The organism is Saccharibacillus sacchari (assembly GCF_037722395.1).
Taxonomy (GTDB): domain Bacteria; phylum Bacillota; class Bacilli; order Paenibacillales; family Paenibacillaceae; genus Saccharibacillus; species Saccharibacillus sacchari_A.
On sequence record NZ_JBBKAR010000026.1, the window covers coordinates 86,453 to 104,602 of the forward strand.

Consider the following 18,150-nt stretch of genomic DNA (forward strand, 5'->3'; position numbering starts at 1 on the left):
AAAGGGAGGGGATTGCTGGCTCTCTGGCAACTATGAATATTTTTTGTCCGTTTTGCGTCCAAATTTCAAATTTTGTTTTGTAATATGCGCGGGAAAAGCGTACAATGTATGTGATAAAAGTCGCAGTCAAGATGCGGACGGGATAAGTAACCGATAGGGAGAGTTCTCTCCGTTTTTGTGTAAGATTTCACATGAGGCTCCAACCTTTTAGAGGTTATCCCATAAAATGACTATTGAATCGAAAAGGGGTAAGGAAAACAATGAACAGCATTCCCAAAATCGTAATTCTGGGTGCGGGCTACGGCGGTATCCTCACAGCTCAAAACCTGCAAAAGAAACTCAAAAACAACGAAGCCGATGTTACACTGGTTAACCGTCACGACTACCACTACTTCACAACGGAACTGCATATGCCAGCAGCTGGCACGCAACCGGAAACGAAGACTTACGAGAAAATCTCGAACCTGATCGACGAGTTCAAGATCGATCTGGTGAAATCGAACGTAACGGCAATCAAGCCGGAAGAGCGTCAAGTCGTGCTGGAAGACGGCACATTGTCGTACGACTACCTGATTATCGCTCTGGGCGGCGACCCGGAGACGTTCGGCATCCCGGGTATGAAAGAACATGCCTTCTCGATCCGCAGCATTAACTCCGTGCGCGCAATCCGCGAGCATATCGAGACGCAATTCAAAGAATTCAAAAAAGACGGCGACGAAACTCGCCTGAACTTCGTAGTCGGCGGCGCCGGCTTCACGGGTATCGAATTCGTCGGCGAATTGGCGAACCGCTTGCCCGAAATGGCGAAACAATACGGCGTGGACCCTTCGAAAGTCGGTCTGTATAACGTCGAAGCGGCTCCTTCCGCGCTGCCGGGCTTCGATCCGGAGCTGGTAACGTACGCAATGGACACGCTGACGAAAAAAGGCGTAACGTTCCGTATCGGCGTACCGGTTAAAGCTTGCGACGAAAACGGCGTAACGGTTGGCGAAGGCGAACGTATCGAAGCGAAAACGGTCGTATGGACTGGCGGTATCCGCGGTAACCATCTGATCGAAGACGCTGGATTCGAAGCGATGCGCGGACGCGTCAAAGTCGACGAGTTCCTCAAAGCGCCAGGTCACGAAAATGTATTCATCATCGGCGACGGTTCGCTTATGATCGGACCTGAAGGCCGTCCATACCCTCCAACTGCGCAAATCGCGATGCAACAAGGCGAGCGCGTTGCGAAAAACCTGATCGCGACGATCCGTGGTCAACAAACCGAGAAATTCGTATTCAGCAACAAAGGCACCGTCGCTTCCCTGGGTAAAGGCGAAGCCGTAGCCGTTGTCGCGGGCAAGAAAATCAAAGGCTGGCCAGCCGCTCAACTGAAAAAAGTGGTTGATGCTCGTTACCTGTTCATCATCGGCGGTATGGGTCTGGTGCTGAAAAAAGGTCGCTTCCTGTAAGCCGACATTCGCACGAATAGACATTTCGCCGGGTAAACGAACGAAATGTTCTCAAAAAGCTTGATTCAAAGGCTGTCTTCGCTCCGTGCAAACGGATCGCGCGGGCAGCCTTTTTCTTTTTTCAAAAATCGCTTGCTCACGAAAGTTGACGTTTTGAACACATTTTATAAGAAATTAAGCCGGTTTTTCGAAAATGCTGACGAAACATCAACATATTTACGTGAAAAAGCCGATCTTGAAGCTTTTTTAAGAAATTTGTTGACGAAACGTCAGCATTCAAAACGAAAAAGGGCGTCATTCCGTAAAAATTTTGACGATATGCACACATTTTCGCGCAGGACTTCTCAAAAACTTAAGATCACGTGCTTGCTCCAAGTACGCAAAAAGCGCCCAGAAAAACGCGACTTCTCAGCCGCCTTATTCCAAGACGCTTTTTCAAACTTTTTCCCGCCTGCCACTATTAAACCTTCAACATCTCCACAGCCTTTTCCCAATCCAGCAGATTCCCGACATAAAACGCCCCAAACTCCCCGTACCGGGCGCTTACCTCATCGAATCTCATTTCATAGATCAGCTTTTTGAACTGCAAAGCATCGTCCGAGAACAGCGTAACGCCCCATTCCCAATCGTCAAAGCCGACCGAGCCGGAAATGATTTGCTTCACTTTGCCTGCATAGCCGCGTCCGATCATGCCGTGGCTGCGCATCATGGATTTGCGGTCGTCCATCGACAGCATGTACCAGTTGTCGTTCAGATCGCGCTTTTTGTTCATCGGGTAGAAGCAGATATGTGCGGACTTCGGCAATTCCGGCTTCAGGCGGGCGATGATGTGCGGATTTTGCATCGGGTCTTCGCCTTCTTTGCTCAGATAGTTGCTTAGCTCCACGACGCTCACATAGGAATATTCCTTTTTCGTGAACTTGGCAAAGTCGGTTTTGTTGAATGCCGTTTCCAGCCTGTTGATATCTTCCAGCGTCTCGCGCAGATACATAAAGACGAAGTCGGCTTTTTGGCCCACGATCGAATAGACCGCCGTGCTGCCTGTTCCGGCTTCGGCCGTTTCGGAGAATTCTTTCATGAACTCTTCGAGATCTTCGATCGCTCCGGCGCGTTCTTCCTGGTCGGCTGCTTTCCACAGCGTCCAGTCAATCGAGCGGAAATCGTGCAGGCAATACCAGCCTTCAAGCGTCAGCGTAGCTTCATTCATGAATCGTATCACTCCTAAATCAGATTGTATGGTGGAGATTTTCACAAACCCTGCTGCAAAAATCCGTTTGTACAGATACCGAATACGTGCTTCCGGGAACTCCCATTTTCCATTGTATCGCAATTGAGAAGATAAGGGCAATTCACTCCGCAAAAAAATCCCCTCTATAAAAACAGCTCTTGCCGTAATAGCCGTTCGTAAGAAAATAAGCATTCCGAAGCCCGAACGCATCTGAATGAGCGGCTACTTTGTATTCCTCGAAATTTGGGTGCTTTCCGCCCTTTCATGCAGATGGAATTGTGGTAAAATGGAGGGGCTCCAAAGAACCTGTCCACAGCCAAGGGCGCGTTCCGAGGAGCACATCTATTTTTACGCGCAATTTTGCAAGGACAAGAGGGGGACATCCGCCGATGCGCATGAAGAGCTTGTTACACTACACGGAACATCACCGTTATTATACGTATCGCGATTTCAGCCTGAGCAATCTGGACGAGCGTATGTTGACCTTGGTTTACCAGCCGATGGTCGGGACGTCCGCTATCGCTTTATACCGCTTATTGGCCCAGCATTTGCCGGGAGAACGCACGGGTTATTCCGTACCTGAGCCGCAGCGCGGGCTTTTTTTGACCTTGGGGATCGAGCCGAACGACCGGGGACGGACGTTGATGGTCGAGAACGCCTCGAAGCTGGAAGCGGTGGGACTGCTTCAGACCCATCGGCTGTATCGGCCGGAGCAAGACCAATATATGTACGAATACGAGCTTCAGCAACCGCTGCCGCCGTCTGATTTTTTCGCTACCCAACATTTGACGCTGCTACTGCGGGACCGAATCGGCAAGTTTGCCGTATTGGCGCTGCAAGAGCGATTTTGGAGCGGCGAGCCGGAAGAGTTGGGGGAAATCGGGCGGGCCGCCAAAGAAAATATTTCGCAGCCTTTTTATGAAATTTTCGAACTGAACACGCATGTTATTGATTATGAGCTGGAGCAGGCGTTATCCGAAGCCACTCCTACCCGTCGTCAAAGTAAAAATATGCCGGTCGAAGACCCGCTGTTCGATTATTCCGACGTGATCCTGCATTTCCCTCGCGGCGCTCGCAACAGACCGTTCGTTGAAAGATTGCGGCATAATCGGGAGCAAATGGGCATGATCAACCATGTCGCCCGCAAATTCGATCTGAACGTCGAAGACATTGTGCGGCTGCTGGACGAGGAAGGCATTTTCTCCAATGACGGAGAGCTGATGCTGGACAACCTCCAGAACCGTGCCAATCTCACCTTCCGGCAAACGGCCAAGCGCACCGAGGAGCGACAGGTTCGCGCAGCCCGCGTTATTCGCCCGGAAGAACCGGAAACCGCGAACGATATGCCTGTCGAGCACGCCGTGGAAATGGAGTATTACCTGGAAGTCCCGGCGCAGTTCCAATCGAAATGCGATATTCACCAATATAATATGCTGCTTCGCAACGAGCCGTATACCGGTCTGCTGCGCAACTTTTTCCCGGGAACCGTTCCGGGTCCGTGGCTCGATATGTTCAGCAAGATCGATCTGAGCTACAAATTGCCCGGCGAAGTCATCAACGTGCTGATCCATTATCTCGTCACGTTGCTCGGCAAAGACGGCGATCAACGCATCAGCCGCAACTTCGTCGACTCGATCGCTTCCAACATGCTGCTGCGGCAGATCGACACGTACGAGAAGGCGGTTCGGTACATTCGCGACCAAAACAACCCGAAGCGCCAAGCCGCGCCGCAAAACAGCTCCCGCGCCCGCGCCCAAAGCAAAGCCGTCCGAGGCAAGCCGGAGCTGCCGATCGTGCAAAACACGCCGGTTCAAACCGCTGTGAGCGACGAAGAGTTTGCGGAGTATGTACGGTTAGCGGAGCAAAGAAAAGCAAGTAAAAATACTCCGCGGAGTTAAAAGTTGGTTTGGCGATATCGACTGATTTTCAGAAAGGAGGTCAAACGAAAATGGATTCGATCGGCGATGTGCTCAAACAGATGGGCGGTTCGCGCATTCGTCAGCAAACCGCAGATTTGAAAACGAAGATTCTAAACGAGCCGGACGTGCGCCAACTGCGGCTGCGTTACCCGGAACTGTCCGACCAGGAGCTGACCCGCAACCTCAGTCGTTTGTATGAATTCGCGAAAGAAAAAAAACATTGCGATAACTGCCCAGGGCTAGAGAATTGTCCAAACGATTTTCAAGGTCATTATACGAAACTGAGCGTTGACGATGTGAACGGCCAGTTGCGTATCCGGGATTACAAATCGCCGTGCAACTTGCAGCTTGCCCACGAACGGGATAAGCAAATCAGCAGCCGCATCCGCAGCTTTTACGTGGATGAACGTGCTTTGCAGGAAGGTTACGACGATGTCGAGATCATGCGTAAAGATCCGGTGCGTTCTTCGGCGGTCATGCAGGTGTTCGATTATATCGACGCGGCGAAAGCTTCCGGGCTTCAGAAAAAAGGTCTGTATCTGCAAGGACCGTTCGGCACGGGCAAAACGTTCTTGATGTGCTATCTGCTGCATGAGCTGGCGAAGGAAGGCCATTCCGGCGTGATTGTATATATGCCCGACTTCGTGGAGGACGTCAAATCCATGATTCAGGACGGAGAAAAGCTGCGCGACACGATCGAGCTGATGAAAAATACGGATCTGCTGATTTTCGACGATATCGGCGCGGAAAATATGGGACCCTGGGTTCGCGACCACGTGCTGGGCTCCATACTGAATCATCGCATGAACCGCAAGCCGACTTTTTACACGTCCAATTACTCGTTGTCCGATCTCGGCAAGCATCTGAGCTTCACCAACAAAGACGGGGAAGAAGCGTACAAGGGAGAACGTTTGATGAACCGTATCCAGCCTTTCGTGGAAACAATTCAGGTATTGGGCGAAAACAAGCGCGGATAAGAACGGGCTTCGCAAAAGCGAGCAAAGCGTTTCTTCATGAAATCTTCACTTACAAAAGGTTAGATGTTTATAAAAACATACAAATATTTGTTTCGGGAACGGAAAATCCGTGTTATAATTGACAGGTAGACAAGCGCAAGTTATCTTTAACTATGCGATTTGCGGTGTACGAACGTACGCCATATATAAATTTTGCAGCATATATTAAGGAGGAATTTTTCGTGGCTATTGTAAATGTATCCGACCAAACATTCGGAACCGAAGTGGAAGCTGGCGAAGGAACCGTCCTGGTTGACTTCTGGGCACCATGGTGCGGACCTTGTAAAATGCTCGCTCCAATCCTGGACGAGCTGGACGGCGAAGTTGGCGCAAATGTGAAAATCGCGAAAGTCAACGTCGACGAAAACCCTGAAACGGCTTCCCGTTTCGGCGTTATGAGCATCCCGACTATGATTTTCTTCAAAGACGGACAACCGGTCGACAAACTGATCGGCGTAAACTCCAAAGAAGCGCTGAAAGGCGTACTTTCGAAACACGAATAATTTCAACGTCATGCCCGTGATTGCTCCATCCAGAGCCAATCGGACATGAACGAGAAGAACCCTCGGCGAATAGCCGGGGGTTTTTGTTTTCGTTTCTCTTTTCATTTCCTGCTCACTTTTGCGTTCATATCCAAGAGAGCGAGCAGAGAGAGCGCATGTTCGTCTTTTCGTGTCATACAGCCATTTTTGGCGTATAATAAAAGAAAGTTATTCCAACATGTCGATAAAGTCCAACGTGACTGGAAGCGAGAAGACGGAGAGAGAAATTCAGTGAAGGAACGATAGTGTTCGCCTTTGAAATCGGGAAGCAACCTTATAAAATTTCAATCAGCTTCCCGATTTCAACACGCGACCGGAACGAATTTCTCTCGCAGTCTTCTCGCTTCTCGCTCCAACGTAACTTCATCGACAGGTTGAGAGAATCATTCACCCAGAGAAAGTCAGACACCGCAAGCATACAGGGAGGTCGAACACAGATTGAATACGCACCTCGAAACGATTCAGGAACAAGAAAAAGCATTGGCACATATTCGGGATAAACTGGCGCTGCTGCCGGAACTTCCGGGTTGTTACCTGATGAAAAATAGAGAAGGCACGATCATTTACGTCGGCAAGGCCAAAATTTTGAGAAACCGCGTGCGCTCCTATTTTACGGGCAGCCACGAAGGCAAAACGCAGCGGCTCGTGATCGATATCCGCGACTTCGAATACATCGTCACGTCGAGCAACATGGAAGCGCTGATTCTGGAGTGCAACCTGATCAAGCTGCACCAGCCGCGCTATAACGTATTGCTCAAAGACGACAAGACGTTCCCTTATATTAAAATCACGAACGAAAAGCATCCCAAGCTCGAAGTCACGCGGCGGGTGTTGAAAGACAAAGCGCGTTATTTCGGGCCTTATCCGAACGCTTACGCCGCGCAACAGACCAAAAAACTGCTTGACCGCATGTATCCGCTGCGCAAATGCGGCGTGATGCCGAAAGAAGTTTGTCTGTATTACCATATGGGCCAATGCCTGGCGCCGTGCGTCAAAGACATCGGCAAAGAAGATTATGACGGCATTCGCGACGAGATCGCACGTTTTCTCGGCGGCAGCCATGAAGAGATCAAGAAAGAACTGCGCCGGAAAATGGAAGAAGCGGCCGAAGACCTGTATTTTGAGCGGGCCAAAGAACTGCGCGACCAGATCCTCAATATCGAAGCGGTGATGGAAAAGCAGAAGATCAACGCCACGGATAAAAAAGACCGCGACGTATTCGGCTATTCGGTCGATAAAGGCTGGATGTGCGTGCAGATTCTCTATATCCGTCAAGGCAAAATGATCGAACGCCACGCGTCAAGCTTTCCGTTCTACGGAGAAGCCTATGCCGATTTCCTGTCTTACGTCACGCAGTATTACAGCGACAACCCGGCGCTGCCTCAGGAAATCTTGCTGCCGGCGAACGATGAAGGCGTCGCGGTCGTAGCCGAAGGCGAAACGCGGTCGCAGCAAGCCGCTTCGCGCGCCGATATCATGGCGGCGAACGAAGCCGCCGACGCGGACGGAGACGACGGCGAAGACGAAGCGCAAAGCGAGCAAGAGCCGCAGCAGGAAAACCGCTACGGCGAAGCGGCCGCGGAACTTCCGCTGGTCGCGGAGTCCGGCGCGGCCTACGGGGAAGCCGCAAGCGGCGACGGAAGTAATCACGCCGCGGGTGAAGGCGCGGAAACGGCGCCAGGCGTCGCGGGTGAAAGCGCGGAAAACGCTGCTGCTTCCGGCCTCTCCGGTTCGGGCGATCTGAACGGCGCCGTAGCGCTCCAACAGTGGCTTAACGTGAAGACCCTCGTGCCCAAGCGCGGCTCCAAGCGTAAAATGGTCGAGATGGCGAGCGAGAACGCGCGCGTCTCGCTGGAAGAAAAGTTCCGCTTGATCGAGCGGAACGAAGAACGCACCAGCGGCGCGGCCGATCGTCTCGGCTACGCGCTCGGCTTCGACAGCCTGCACCGCGTCGAAGCGTTCGATAACTCGAATATCCAGGGCACGAACCCGGTATCCGCGATGGTCGTCTTCCTCGACGGCAAGCCCGCCAAGCAGGAGTATCGCAAATACAAAGTCCGCACCGTCAAAGGCGCGGACGATTACGCCACGATGCGCGAAGTCATTCGCCGCCGCTACGAGCGCGTGCTCAAAGAAAATCTGCCGCTGCCCGATTTGGTTCTTGTCGACGGCGGCAAAGGCCAAATCTCCGTCGCGATCGACGTGTTGGAGAACGAATTGGGTCTTAGCGTGCCGGTCGCCGGTCTGGTGAAGGACTCCAAGCACCGGACGGCGCAGCTGATGAGCGGAGATCCGCCCGAGGTTGTGCCATTGGCGCGGGACAGCGAAGAGTTCTATCTGCTGCAACGTATCCAGGACGAAGTGCACCGCTTCGCGATCTCTTTCCACCGCGAGCAGCGCGCCAAGTCGATGGTCACGTCCAAGCTGGATTCGATCCCGGGGATCGGCGACAAGCGCCGCCAAACGCTGCTCAAACATTTCGGATCGCTCAAAAAAATCCGCGAAGCTTCGGTCGAAGATTTCCGTCCGTTGTCGATCGGCGACAAGCTTGCCCGCCAGATTCTCGATGCGTTGAAAGACGAAGCTTAGCCTGAGCCTTGAAGAGACCCATCACCTGTTGATGAAGATTCATTCACCTGCTTGCTCACCTTTACTTTTGCATAAAGGATCGATATAATGGTTCGTAATTGTATATGTTTTGCCCGGAGGAGCCTGCCAACAGCGGGCTCTTTTTGTGCTTTTTTAAAGGAAGTATACGGGTAATAGACAGAAAATAACAAGGCGGAGGGCTGAATATGAATATGGAGATGCGTAAGGAAAGCATTTTGGTCTGTGTACATTACGGGCCGCACGGACAACGATTGATTCAGCGTGGCAGTCGGTTGGCCAAGCTGTTGGATGCACCGCTGCGGGTGTTGACGGTCGAACCTGCGCGTAAGGAGACGTATAGCCCGGAAAAGGAACTATATCTATCGGCCTGGCGTAAGCAGACGGAAGAATCCGGGGGCGAATTTCTTGTACGCAAATGCGGCGGCGGTCAGAAAACAGCCGACGTCATCGCCGAAGCGTCCAGAGAAGCAAGCGTCACGCAGATCATTATCGGGCGCGCCAGCCATTCGTTTTGGCATGAGATCACGCACGGCGACTTCGTGGATGATTTGCTGGACCGGATCGGGGCGACCGACCTGCATATCGTGGCGGTGCAGCGCTATCCGGAAATGCTTGAAGAAACGCACGAGAAAGGCTTTTCTGCTCTTCTGGTGAACAAAGACGGACATTACATGCTGAGTTCCGAAGAGGAACAGACGACGGAGGCAGACTCTTCGCAAGAAGCCGTCGAAGGGATCTTTTTCCGCGAGCTGGATACGGACTTCGATAGCGGGTTGTTCAAAATCGTCAAAAATGACCAGGCTGAATATTTAAAAATTGTACAAGGCGAATGGATCAAAAAATGACCGTTTGTTTTTTAGAAAGGAGGGACGCTAACACGTGCTGCATATCGCCATTTTAATTCCTTTTTTGTGGGCAGTGTTGATTCCGATGATGCGCTGGCTGCCCCGTATACATCCTGGCTGGACAGTGCTACCCGTGCCGCTTAGCCTGTTCGTTTATTTTCTCAGCCAAATCTCCCGGATAAGCCAAGGGGAAACACAATTCGTTAGCGTGCCTTGGATGCCTGAGATCGGTATCGATCTGTCGGTCGTGCTGGATGGCTGGAGCTTGCTGTTTGCTCTATTGATAACGGGAATCGGGACGCTTGTCGTAGGCTATTCCATGTTTTATATGGGAAAAAGAACGGACTCCATCCGTCATTTCTACGTGTATCTGCTGATGTTTATGGGAGCGATGCTCGGCGTTGTGCTGTCGGATAACCTGATGGTGCTGTATGCCTTCTGGGAGTTGACCAGCATTGCGTCTTTCCTGCTGATCGCATTCTGGTATCGGCGCGAACGTTCGCGTTACGGCGCTTTGAAGTCGATGCTGATTACGGTGTTTGGCGGGCTTGCCATGTTTGCGGGTTTCAACCTGCTCTATCTGATGACGGGTACCTATAGCATTCGGGAGATTGCAACCCAAGCGTCGCTGTTGCCGGAGCATTCGCTGTTCCTGCCTGCGATGATTCTCGTTCTGTTGGGCGCATTCACCAAATCGGCCCAGTTTCCGTTCCACATCTGGCTGCCGGACGCGATGGAAGCGCCGACTCCCGTCAGCGCCTACTTGCACTCGGCAACGATGGTCAAAGCAGGGCTGTATCTGGTTGCCCGAGTAAGTCCGATCTTCGCAGGCGGTTTGGAGTGGTTCTGGATTGTATCGTTGACCGGATTGATCACGCTGCTCTACGGCTCGTTCAAAGCGATCCGGCAGACTGATCTCAAAGCGCTGCTCGCGTACTCTACAATCAGTCAGCTCGGTCTGATCATGAGTTTGCTCGGCGTCGGCTCGGCGGCTTCCTTCTTTACGGACAGTGAGCAGGTGGCGTTGTTTGGTCTTGCTACCACGGCGGCTGTATTCCATCTTCTCAATCACGCCGTATTTAAAGGTTCGCTTTTCATGGTTGTCGGCATCGTCGACCACGAGACGGGGACGCGGGATCTGCGTAAGCTGGGTGGATTGATGAAGCTAATGCCGATCACGTTCGTCATTGCATTGATCGGCTCATTCTCTATGGCTGGGTTGCCTCCGTTCAGCGGTTTTCTAAGCAAGGAAATGTTTTTCACGGCGATGGTGAGCATTCTGGAATTCGATGCGGCAAATGCCGGCTCTTGGATGTTGCTGCTGCCGATTCTTGCCTGGGTAGCCAGCGTGTTCACCTTCGTTTACAGTATGATTCTCGTATTCAAAACGTTTGGCGGAAACGTTAAAAACAATAAGCTGGATAAGCAGCCACATGAAGCTTCGCTGGGCTTGTTGGCTTCACCGATCCTGCTTGTCTCCCTGGCACTTATATTCGCATGGATTCCAAACGGTTTGTCCAAGTCTCTGATTGATCCGGCCGTTGCCGCGATCCGCGGAGGAGGCGCAAGTGCCGAATCCACTCACGTCTCTATTCATTTCTGGCACGGTTGGACGCCGGAGTTGTTCATGACGATCGGAGTCGTTCTGCTTGGTATTTTGCTCTACCGAACCTACACCCGATTCAGCTTGCTGGACCGCGAATGGAGTGGGCGCGATACGCTCAACCGATTGTATAACGGTACCCTACGGCTAATGGAAGACGGAGGACGCCGCATTACGGATCTCTATATGACCGGTTCCGTTCGGCGTTACCTGATCTATATTTTCCTGTTTCTGATCGTAGCCGTCGGAGGAACGCTGATGTTCTCGCCGGATATCGTACTCGGTATGGATGACTACGCACCGATTACATTCTATGAAGTGGCCTTGGTTGTGGTCATGTTGGCAGCGGCAGCGGCAGTGCCGTTCGCAAAATCGCGCGTCAACGCGATTCTGTTCACCGGTGCAGCCGGATATATGGTTACGGCGCTGTTCCTGATCTTCCGAGCGCCGGATCTGGCGTTGACGCAGATGATCGTGGAGACCGTTTCCGTTATTTTGTTCCTGCTCTGCTTTAAGTTTCTGCCGAAGCTGAAGACGGAAAAAGAAAAGCCGACGTTCAAATGGACGAACCTGATCGTGGCCGCAGGCGTCGGCGTTACGGTGACGCTTGTCGCATTTGCCTCGATGGGTAGCAGTCCGTTCGAACCGATCTCGAATTATTTCCTGAACGAAAGTTATGAATCGGCAGGCGGCAAAAACGTCGTTAATGTCATTCTGGTCGACTTCCGCGGCTTTGACACGCTGTTCGAAATTATGGTGCTGGGCATTGCTTCGCTTGGGATCTATGGATTGATCAAGCTGGGGGTTCAGACGCAGACCGAACCGCATGCCGCCAAACCATCCGAGCAAAAACGCGCAGGCTTCCCATTGGTTGCCAACGACGTTATTTTGCGCACGATGTCGCGGGTGATCGTGCTGATCATTATTTCGTTCTCGTTGTATCTGTTCTTCGCGGGGCACAACCATCCGGGCGGCGGCTTTATCGCAGCGCTGATGACCGCGGCTGCGCTCATTCTGCTCGCCGTCTCATTTGGGATGGATACGGTGCGACGAATCATTCGCGTGAATTATCGGGTGCTTACGGCGATCGGTTTGAGCATCGCTCTGCTCACGGCAGTCGGTTCGTTCGCGTTCGGGGCGCCGTTCCTTAGTCATGCGTTCGGACATTTCGATCTGCCGGTTCTGGGGGATACCGAATTGGCAACAGCCGTTCTGTTCGACCTGGGTGTCTACCTGGCTGTCGTCGGTGTGGTCATGAACATCATCTTTACGATAAAGGGGGAAGACTGACATGGAATGGATTATGGCGATCGCCATCGGTGCCTTATTTATGATCGGCGTATATCTGATTTTGACCAAAAGCCTGCTTCGCGTCATTCTCGGCACGTCGCTATTGACGCACGGCGTCCATTTGCTGCTGCTGACCATGGCAGGTCTTAAGCGCGGCGCGGCACCCGTACTGGGTAGCGGCAGCGATTCCTATACCGACCCTCTTCCGCAGGCTTTGATTTTGACATCGATCGTGATCAGCTTCGGCGTAACTGCCTTGTTCTTTGTACTCGCTTATCGGGCCTATCAGACGCGGGGCACAGATGAAATTGACGGCGAAGAGGTTGGCGGCAAGGGGGCGGAATCTTGAACAATCTTCTGGTTCTACCTGTCCTGCTGCCGCTAAGTATCGCGGTGCTGCTTATGTTTTTCCGCGAAAAGATTGTATTGCAGCGCATGATCGGCCTGATCGGGGGGATCGCGAATATAGCCGTCGCGCTTGCCGTCGTGTTCAAAGTCCGCGGGAACGGTATCCAGACGCTACATTTGGGCGGCTGGGCTCCTCCTTACGGCATCGTATTCGTGGCCGATATGTTCGCGGCGCTGCTGCTGCTGGCTGCCGCCGTTACAGGTCTTGCCGTACTCATCTATTCGTTCTCCAGCATCGGCAGAGAACGTGAACGGCATTATTATTATTCGTTCTTTCATTTTCTGCTCGTCGGCGTGTACGGTTCGTTCCTGACCGGAGATATTTTCAACTTATTCGTATTCTTCGAAGTTATGTTGATCTCGTCTTATGCGCTGATTACATTGGGCGGAGACAAAAAGCAACTTCGCGAAGCGCCCAAATATTTGTTGATCAACATTTTGTCCTCTACTTTGTTCGTTGCGGCAGTCGCTTATCTGTATGCGGCTGTAGGGACGCTCAATATGGCGCATCTGTCGCTGCGGATCGCGGAAGCGGGACAAGGCGGCGTACTGAACGTGATCGCCGTGCTGTTCCTGATCGTTTTCTCGCTTAAAGCCGGCCTCTTCTTGTTCTTCTGGCTGCCGGGTGCTTACGGAGCGCCGCCGTTTGCGGTACGCGCGCTGTTTGGCGCTCTACTCACCAAAGTCGGGCTGTACGCGATTATTCGCACATTCACTCTGATTTTCCCTGGCGATCCATCGTTCACGCATGGCTGGATCGCATGGATGGCCGCCGCCACAATGATTCTGGGCGGAATCGGCGCGGTCGCGTACCGTGATATTCCGCGTATCCTGAATTACAATGTGTTGATCGGCGTCGGGTTCGTGGCTTTCGGTTTGGCGTCTGCGACGCGCGATTCGCTAGACGGCGTCGCTTTCTATATGCTGCACGACATTATCGCCAAAGGATGGATGTTCGTGCTGGGCGGGATGTTGATCTCGGCGGCGGGAACCGATCGGCTGGACGGCATGGGCGGATTGATTCGTCGGCGTCCGGGACTCGGCTGGATGTTTTTCATTCTGGCGCTGGCGTTGACCGGCATTCCGCCACTCAGCGGATTTGCGGGAAAAGTGCTGATTGTGCGCGGCGGTCTGGAAGACGGCATGTTGACGCTGACGTTGGTCGCGCTTGCTTCTAGTCTGTTGACGTTATATTCACTCATTAAAATTTTCCGCGAAGCCTTTTGGGGGACCGAACCAGATAGCGATCGAGATCAGAATCGAGCGGAGGAACTTCCGGTCGATACGCATAAGTCCAAGCCAAGCGAGAGCTTAAACGGAGGTATTGCCAACATCTCAGCGATCCTGCTGCTGGTGGTTGTGATTGTTTTGGGCGTCGGAGCCAATGGCTTGCTCGGTTTTACCTCGCAGGCCGGAGAAACATTGGCGAATCCCGGACTCTACATTGAAGCCGTATTGGGGGAGTAGATCGATATGCCATTTCAAATTTTGCTTAATCTGATGATCGCGCTGCTCTGGATGATGCTGAACGGCAATTGGACGGCTTCCGGTTTTATTGTAGGTTACGTGTTGGGGATCGCCGTGCTGTACGTCGTGCGCAAATTCCGTCCGGAACCTTTTTACCTGACGAAAGTCTGGGCCGTACTCAAGCTGATCGTGTTGCTTATTCGCGAACTGCTGATCTCCAGTTTCGAAGTCATGGGCCATATCCTGCGTCCCAAACTTGAGATGCGCCCCGGCATTTTCGAATATCGCACGGAATTAAGTTCGGATTGGGAGGTCACGATTTTATCCTGCCTGATCTGTTTGACGCCTGGCACGTTGACGTTGGAAGTGTCGGACGATAATCAAACCTTGTATATCCATGCCCTCGATATCTCCGACGTCGGTGAGATGTCAGGCAAGATTCGTGATACATTCGAAAAAGCGATCATGGAGGTGACGCGATCATGAGTACGGTATTTTTGAGCATGACTCTGGCTATTCTTGCTCTGGCGGTGCTTGGCTGTGCGTATCGCTTGATCGTAGGTCCGAGCCGCTCCGACCGGATCGCCGCGCTTGATACGATCGGCATCAATCTGCTCGCCATGATCGCGGTGTTGTGCATGCTGCTCGATACGCAGGATCTGACCGAAATCATTCTGGTCATCGGCATTCTGACATTCATTGGCACGACCGTGCTGGCGCGGTATATCGAGAGAGGGAGCGTGATCGAAGATGGCGACGATCGTTGAATGGATCGCGATTGTTTTGGCTTTGGCCGGAGCCGTATTTTGCGCGATCAGCGCTTTTGGACTAATCCGTCTGCCTGACGTGTACCTTCGTTCGCATGCCGCAACCAAAAGCGCCGCGCTCGGCGTATTGTTCGTTCTTGTCGGAGCGTTCCTCTATTTCTGGGCGGTCGATGGAGCAATTAATGTCAAGTTGCTTTTGGCTATCGTTTTCGTGTTTTTGACTTCTCCGGTAGCGGGGCATCTGAACGGGCGCGCGGCTTATCGTTCCGGCGTGAAGCTTTGGAAGGGCAGCGTACGCGATGACTTTAAGGGCGTGTTGGAACGCGAAGGGACATCCGTTCCGGAAGCCGTAAATGAACCGGAGCCGCCGAAGCGACCTTAAATCCTTAAAAGCACTATCCCAAACTACTTGCGGGGAAAGAAAATCAACAGCAGAAATCGAAATAAATGCGTATATACACTTAATTCAGTCCGATTTTTCGATTTGGGCGAAATAAGTGCTCAGATGCAATTAATTCTTTCTTTTTTTGCTATTCACTCTTTTTTCGTTGAAATAACTGCATATCCGCATTTATTTTCGAATCTGAGCACAATTCGAATCCAATAGTTGCTTATACGCACTTATTTCTGGTTGGCTCTGATGCAGAGTACTAGTAGCTTGTTCAACTTTGAACCAACGCTAAACGAGGTCCAGTCCAAGTTACGGCAAAGCCGAACTCGATCTGAATTCAGGCCGAATTCAATCCGAACTCGGCCTGGATCAGCAGTCGGTTCGGTTTCGGTTTTTTCAAACGGAATAAACAGGCGCAGCAAAAAACGACCGCGATCTCCACTTTGATGTGGATGTTGCGGTCGTTTTTTGGGGAAAGCCCTGGGTCGGGCGCATTCTAAGATTAATCAATTCCAGCAAGTAGCGAGTCGATCAGAAGGCTCGTCGGCCCAAAACGTTTATTTGCGAGGTTTATCGTCTTCACGTCGTTCTCCGCGAGGAAGGTCGGAAGTGTTCGATTCGCGGAACAACCCGCTTCCCGAAGTTCGTTCGGTATCCGGGATTCGATCCTGGACCGGAACCTGATCCTTTTCGACCGCGCGTGGGTCTTCTTGGAACGCGTATTGCTCTTCCTCGACCGCACGTCGATCCCGCGCGTACGGCTCGGAAATCGATTCGACCCTGGTTTCCGGAACGATCGTTGCCGGAGGCGAGGGCTGCGCGACCGGAGCTTCCGTATTCCTACGATTTTCCGCTACCGGTTGGGGCCTGTCCAAAAAGCCCGGAGCCGCGTTTTGCGTAATCTCTTTGCTGCGGGTACCGTTTCCTTCGTCATGTGGCCGCGTTTTGTCTTTTCCGTACATCAGATAAATCACGAACGCGACGATCGCCGGCATCACAATGGATACGATTCCGACCGCAACGTACGTAGGCGTGCCCATGAAGATCAGGCTGAGGCCCATCAGGATGCTGTCGAACACGACGTGCGCGAACATCGCCGTGATGTAGCCGTAGCGCAGGAAGATAAAGCTGAACAGCAGACCCAGGAACAGCAGTTCGATCGGACGCGTGATGACCGGGTAGATCGGATACAACGTATGGCCGAGCGCCCAGATCAGCGATGTGATGATGCTGGCTACGACAGTACTGCGTACGATCTTTTTGACCATCGGAATGCCGAACAGTCGGTAGATCGCTTCTTCGGAGATCCCGGCCATCCAGGCCAGAATCGGGAACAGCCACGGATACATCATATTGTACGTGGACTGCGAATCGTCGGTGGTCGAGAAAACGCCGAGCGTATGCTCCAGTATGAAGAAGATGACCGCCTGTACCGCAAGCAAAATGATCGCCCATAAATAACCTGTTTTGAGCGACTCCCACACATGGCGTCCGTATTGCGGTTCGCCGCGTCTCGCCCACATGTTTTTGCCCTGGCTGCGCCACATGGCATCCCCGGCCACGAAGCAGAAGTACAGGGAGGCCGCCATAAAGAAGCCCATAACGATCTGCAACACAATCGTAACCATGAAAAGAATATCCGAGTAACTGCTGCCTTCGAAGAAAGGACGCATGTTCCAAACGGAAAATACGGAGACTACATAGTAGAAGGCCGACAAGAAAATGCCGCGCGTGAACGAAGCGTATTTTTTCAGCACGAAAGCATAAATAATCGCCAATACGCCGAGCACGAACGTCAGCAGCATGTAGCCGCCGTAGGTCATGATGCTTGCCCAAGTCGTTTGTTCACTGATGTAACTCGTGTACGAAGAAGGGATGCTGAAGTTGGAACGGATCGAAGCGACCTGGTCGCCTTCGAACGATACATTGACTTTCAGCTCGCTGTCGCCGATCTTGGCGGAAGAAGATACATAGTTCAGACCGCTTTGGCTGTCGATCGACGCGCGTTCCAATCCTGCCGTATCCAAGCCCATTTCCTGGAGCAAAGGCCGGGCGATCTCTTCTTTGTCGGCTTGCGACAACGTCAGGTCTTCGAGCGGTTCCGGCAGGATATCCGCGTCTGTCAGTTGCTGGGCGTAAGAAGAAGGCAAGCTGTTAAAAGCCACGACTTTGCCGCTCTGCCCGCCGACGTCGACGGACAGGGTTCGCGCCTCGCCGTCGGCTTCATAATGGTATACGACGCGGAACATTTCATAAGGGAAGCTGTCTACGTATGTATCGTCGTATTCGGCTACCAAGCCTTCACGGGACAAATATCCATACAGCTCCGAGTCGCTGTGATAGCTGACGGCAGCGTCGCCGAGCGGTTGCTCGATTCCGAGCTTCGAGGAAGCAAAGTCGGCCGCGACGGTCTGTGCTTGTTCCTCGCTGATCAAGGAGTAAGGCTCCTGCTGCGTCATGTCGCTTTGGAACAGGGTCGTGAAATTGAACAGGAAATAGATGACCAAAGCGATCGCTGCGACCAGGCCAAGTTTCTTATAATTGACGTTCAAAATGCGTTGTTGCGGGTCATTCATGGTTTTCCTCCTTGCCGGATATGGGATTCCTCTTTCT

14 protein-coding genes are annotated in these 18,150 nt (G+C 52.4%); 12 read left to right on the forward strand and 2 right to left on the reverse strand.

Going from position 1 to position 18,150, the window contains the following annotated elements:
- The first annotated feature begins 260 nt into the window (after window positions 1-260).
- Window positions 261-1,451, forward strand: coding sequence for an NAD(P)/FAD-dependent oxidoreductase (locus WKI47_RS07705; protein WP_340226572.1), 1,191 nt, complete (start codon window positions 261-263; stop codon window positions 1,449-1,451).
- Between the two features lie 460 nt (window positions 1,452-1,911).
- On the opposite strand, the gene hemQ is transcribed toward WKI47_RS07705, so the two are convergent.
- Entirely contained in the window at window positions 1,912-2,658 is a 747-nt protein-coding gene (gene hemQ / locus WKI47_RS07710) for a hydrogen peroxide-dependent heme synthase (protein WP_340226573.1), read from the reverse strand.
- Between the two features lie 410 nt (window positions 2,659-3,068).
- Here hemQ and WKI47_RS07715 point away from each other — a divergent pair, with 410 nt between their 5' ends.
- From WKI47_RS07715 to mnhG, 11 genes are all read left to right on the forward strand, one after another.
- The gene (locus WKI47_RS07715; RefSeq protein ID WP_340226574.1) at window positions 3,069-4,577 is read left to right on the forward strand and encodes a DnaD domain protein; all 1,509 of its coding nucleotides are present in this window, start codon (window positions 3,069-3,071) and stop codon (window positions 4,575-4,577) included.
- A 50-nt stretch (window positions 4,578-4,627) separates the two neighbouring features.
- Complete coding sequence (gene dnaI, locus WKI47_RS07720) at window positions 4,628-5,575, forward strand: primosomal protein DnaI (protein ID WP_340226575.1); 948 nt, start codon at window positions 4,628-4,630, stop codon at window positions 5,573-5,575.
- 221 nt (window positions 5,576-5,796) lie between these two features.
- Window positions 5,797-6,117, forward strand: coding sequence for a thioredoxin (gene trxA, locus WKI47_RS07725; protein WP_037291158.1), 321 nt, complete (start codon window positions 5,797-5,799; stop codon window positions 6,115-6,117).
- A gap of 477 nt (window positions 6,118-6,594) precedes the next feature.
- On the forward strand, window positions 6,595-8,745 hold the full coding sequence (gene uvrC, locus WKI47_RS07730) for an excinuclease ABC subunit UvrC (RefSeq protein WP_340226576.1): 2,151 nt from the start codon (window positions 6,595-6,597) through the stop codon (window positions 8,743-8,745).
- A gap of 206 nt (window positions 8,746-8,951) precedes the next feature.
- On the forward strand, window positions 8,952-9,611 hold the full coding sequence (locus WKI47_RS07735) for a hypothetical protein (protein ID WP_340226577.1): 660 nt from the start codon (window positions 8,952-8,954) through the stop codon (window positions 9,609-9,611).
- Between the two features lie 34 nt (window positions 9,612-9,645).
- Window positions 9,646-12,504: a Na+/H+ antiporter subunit A gene (locus WKI47_RS07740; protein WP_340226578.1), complete on the forward strand. Its 2,859-nt coding sequence runs from the start codon at window positions 9,646-9,648 to the stop codon at window positions 12,502-12,504.
- 1 nt (window position 12,505) lies between these two features.
- Complete coding sequence (locus WKI47_RS07745; RefSeq protein ID WP_340226579.1) at window positions 12,506-12,853, forward strand: Na(+)/H(+) antiporter subunit C; 348 nt, start codon at window positions 12,506-12,508, stop codon at window positions 12,851-12,853.
- Window positions 12,850-14,379 carry a Na+/H+ antiporter subunit D gene (locus WKI47_RS07750; RefSeq protein WP_340226580.1) on the forward strand — a complete coding sequence of 510 codons (1,530 nt, stop codon included), beginning with the start codon at window positions 12,850-12,852 and terminating at the stop codon, window positions 14,377-14,379. The genes WKI47_RS07745 and WKI47_RS07750 overlap by 4 nt, the downstream gene beginning before the upstream one ends.
- A gap of 6 nt (window positions 14,380-14,385) precedes the next feature.
- A complete protein-coding gene (locus WKI47_RS07755) occupies window positions 14,386-14,865 on the forward strand; it encodes a Na+/H+ antiporter subunit E (protein ID WP_340226581.1) in 480 nt (159 codons plus the stop codon).
- Window positions 14,862-15,146, forward strand: a complete 285-nt coding sequence (locus WKI47_RS07760) for a Na(+)/H(+) antiporter subunit F1 (RefSeq protein ID WP_340226582.1) — start codon at window positions 14,862-14,864, stop codon at window positions 15,144-15,146. Before WKI47_RS07755 ends, WKI47_RS07760 begins: the two co-directional genes overlap by 4 nt.
- On the forward strand, window positions 15,130-15,528 hold the full coding sequence (gene mnhG, locus WKI47_RS07765; RefSeq protein WP_340226583.1) for a monovalent cation/H(+) antiporter subunit G: 399 nt from the start codon (window positions 15,130-15,132) through the stop codon (window positions 15,526-15,528). Before WKI47_RS07760 ends, mnhG begins: the two co-directional genes overlap by 17 nt.
- A 566-nt stretch (window positions 15,529-16,094) precedes the next feature.
- Here the strand turns inward: mnhG and WKI47_RS07770 are convergent.
- Window positions 16,095-18,113 carry a CPBP family intramembrane glutamic endopeptidase gene (locus WKI47_RS07770; protein WP_340226584.1) on the reverse strand — a complete coding sequence of 673 codons (2,019 nt, stop codon included), beginning with the start codon at window positions 18,111-18,113 and terminating at the stop codon, window positions 16,095-16,097.
- Window positions 18,114-18,150: the final 37 nt, after the last annotated feature.